The 2,395-nt window shown below is 63.0% G+C and carries 5 protein-coding genes and 1 pseudogene; 2 read left to right on the forward strand and 4 right to left on the reverse strand.

Going from position 1 to position 2,395, the window contains the following annotated elements; genetic code table 11:
- Positions 1–341, forward strand: a pseudogene (locus EN879_RS32230) (2-octaprenyl-6-methoxyphenyl hydroxylase); the annotation flags it as partial.
- A 10-nt stretch (positions 342–351) separates the two neighbouring features.
- Here the strand turns inward: EN879_RS32230 and EN879_RS32235 are convergent.
- From EN879_RS32235 to EN879_RS32245, 3 genes are all read right to left on the reverse strand, one after another.
- Positions 352–879, reverse strand: a complete 528-nt coding sequence (locus EN879_RS32235; protein ID WP_024504998.1) for a hypothetical protein — start codon at positions 877–879, stop codon at positions 352–354.
- A gap of 140 nt (positions 880–1,019) precedes the next feature.
- On the reverse strand, positions 1,020–1,376 hold the full coding sequence (locus EN879_RS32240) for a YciI family protein (RefSeq protein ID WP_063169526.1): 357 nt from the start codon (positions 1,374–1,376) through the stop codon (positions 1,020–1,022).
- Entirely contained in the window at positions 1,373–1,594 is a 222-nt protein-coding gene (locus EN879_RS32245; RefSeq protein ID WP_063170404.1) for a hypothetical protein, read from the reverse strand. Before EN879_RS32245 ends, EN879_RS32240 begins: the two co-directional genes overlap by 4 nt.
- A 220-nt stretch (positions 1,595–1,814) precedes the next feature.
- Between EN879_RS32245 and EN879_RS32250 the strand changes: the two genes are divergently transcribed.
- Complete coding sequence (locus tag EN879_RS32250; RefSeq protein ID WP_063169527.1) at positions 1,815–2,240, forward strand: OsmC family protein; 426 nt, start codon at positions 1,815–1,817, stop codon at positions 2,238–2,240.
- Positions 2,241–2,302: 62 nt separating this feature from the next.
- Here the strand turns inward: EN879_RS32250 and EN879_RS32255 are convergent.
- Positions 2,303–2,395 (reverse strand): AraC family transcriptional regulator (locus EN879_RS32255; protein WP_127274533.1); only part of this gene is annotated, 93 nt, incomplete at its 5' end.

Here is a 2,395-nt window from a genome sequence, read left to right on the forward strand (position 1 = left end):
GCATCCACCCGATCGCCGGCCAGGGCCTCAATCTCGGCTTCAAGGATGTCGCGGCCCTTGCCGAGGTGATCGTCGAGGCCGACCGGCTCGGCCAGGACATCGGCGCGCTCGACGTCCTCGAACGCTACCAGCAGTGGCGCCGCTTCGACACGGTGCAGATGGGCATCACCACGGACGCGCTGAATCGGCTGTTTTCCAACGATATCGGCCCGCTGCGAACCGTCCGCGACATCGGCCTCGGCCTTGTCGAACGCATGCCGCGCCTGAAGGATTTTTTTATCCGGCAGGCGTCGGGGTTGTCCGCCAGCACGCCGCGATTGTTGAAGGGCGAGGCGATCTGAGCGCTATCGCTCAGTTGACCTCGAAACCCAGCTTCTGCCGCAGCCGCAATATCCTCTGGTCGGATATTTCGAGGCGTTTTTCCCCGCCCTGGGCGGCGCGGTTGACCATCTGCAGCAGATCGTTCCGCTCGGCGACATCGAGGCGTTCGCGCAGGAACGGCGCCAGCTTGTCGATGACGACGGTGGTGTCGTCGACCTGCGCCGCCGCCCATTTGGCGTAGATCACCGCCTCGTCGGTCTTCTTCTTGTCGGCGATCTCGGAAATCACCGCGCGGATGACAGCCTCGCGCTGCGGCAGGATGGGCCCATCCTCGGAGACGATTGATGTGATCAGCGTAGCCGCCGCTACGACCGGATCATCGATCGCCGTCAGAGGCGACAGAGCCGCCTGCTTGCGCAGCTTCTTGCGACGGATGTTGCCCTGCACGCGCCCGACAACGTCCGCAACCTCGCGAGCCGCGTCGTTCATCGCCTTCATCCGGTACCACCAGAACGCCGCCGCGCCCATCACGCCAAGGATAGCAATCAGGAAAGGCATGTCGAAATCCCCAAGAACCCCGGCGACGATAGGAGAACTCTCGCCTTGCTTCAACACGCAAAAGTTGCGCACCAAATGAACCGGGACGATCGTTCAATCGAACGCCTTGGTTTCCGCGTGGCTGTAGCACATGGCGGGGGCTATGACCCCGGCACACTGTAGATCGCCCGCACCTCGATGGTGCCGATTTCGGCCAGCGGGATCTCGCCGGCGATCTCCAGCGCCTGGTCGAGATTGTCGGCCTCGATCATGACGAAGCCAAGCAACTGCTCCTTGGTTTCGGCGAACGGGCCGTCGGTGATCAGCCGCTTGCCCTGGCGTCGCCGCACCGTCTTCGACGTTTTCACCGATTGCAGCGCCTGCGCGACGATCAGCACCCCACGATGATCCAATGACCGGTCATGAGCCATCGAATCGGCATCGAGCTTGGCCAGACGCTCCGGCGTCATGGCATGGAGGTCGTTTTCCTCGCCATAGACCAGACAGACATATTTCATTTCCAGCTCCCTTGCTGTGACGAACCATAGGCGATCACGGTATCGGTTGAGTTCTTGCCGGCAGCGACATGGTCGAGAAGGCTGACCGCAATGCCGATGATTGCAACTGCCGCAAGCAGCCGGCCGAAGCCGGAGGGCGGCACATGCAGCGGGCCGCTTTTCCCTGGATCAGCCGTTCGGCAGGTGCTTGTCCAATGGGCAGAAAACAGATTGTTCATGCGAACCTCCATCCGCCACGAGAATCTGTGGCCGCCCGCAGGACGCTCGGGGCCGATGCAAGTCGACATTTTGCACGCACATTTTTTTCAAAAAAGATTCGGTGGGGCTCGCCGGTGCTGCATGCGCGCGCAAACAGCGCGGTGGCCTTCCCTCGCGCCCGCGCTATAGTTGGGAGGAACGCCGCCTGGCCGGCGCCACCGCTGTAATAAGGAGGAATTCATGGACCGCACCGCAAACGCCGTCTGGAAAGGCAATCTGAAAGAGGGCACGGGCACGCTCGACACCCAGAGCGGAACCCTGAAGGGCACGCCCTATTCGTTCAAAGCGCGCTTCGAGGACGAGAGCGGCAAATCCGGCACCAACCCTGAAGAGCTGATCGCGGCGGCGCACGCCGGCTGCTTTGCCATGCAGTTTTCGCATTTCCTGGCCGAGAACGGCACCCCCGCCACCGAACTCGACGCCAAGGCCGTGGTGACGCTGGTTCCCGGCACCGGGATCACCGGCAGCGCCCTCACAGTGGTCGGCAAGGTCCCGGGCATCGACGCGGCGAAGTTCAAGGAATTGGCCGAAAGGGCCAAGGCCGGCTGTCCGGTCTCGAAGGCGCTCGGCGCCATAAACGTATCGCTCGACGCCAAGCTCGGCTGAAGGCCCGAACGGCAAATTCATCCAGAAACCGCTGGCCCTTGGGCCGGCGTTTTCGTTTGCGGTCAGCCCTTCAACGCGGCCGCCCGCACATCCGATGGCGTCGCGCCGTAGCGCCGCCGGAACGCCCGGTTGAAATAGGAGAGGTCGTTGAAGCC

The organism is Mesorhizobium sp. M7A.F.Ca.AU.002.02.1.1 (genome assembly GCF_003998535.1).
Classification (GTDB): domain Bacteria; phylum Pseudomonadota; class Alphaproteobacteria; order Rhizobiales; family Rhizobiaceae; genus Mesorhizobium; species Mesorhizobium ciceri.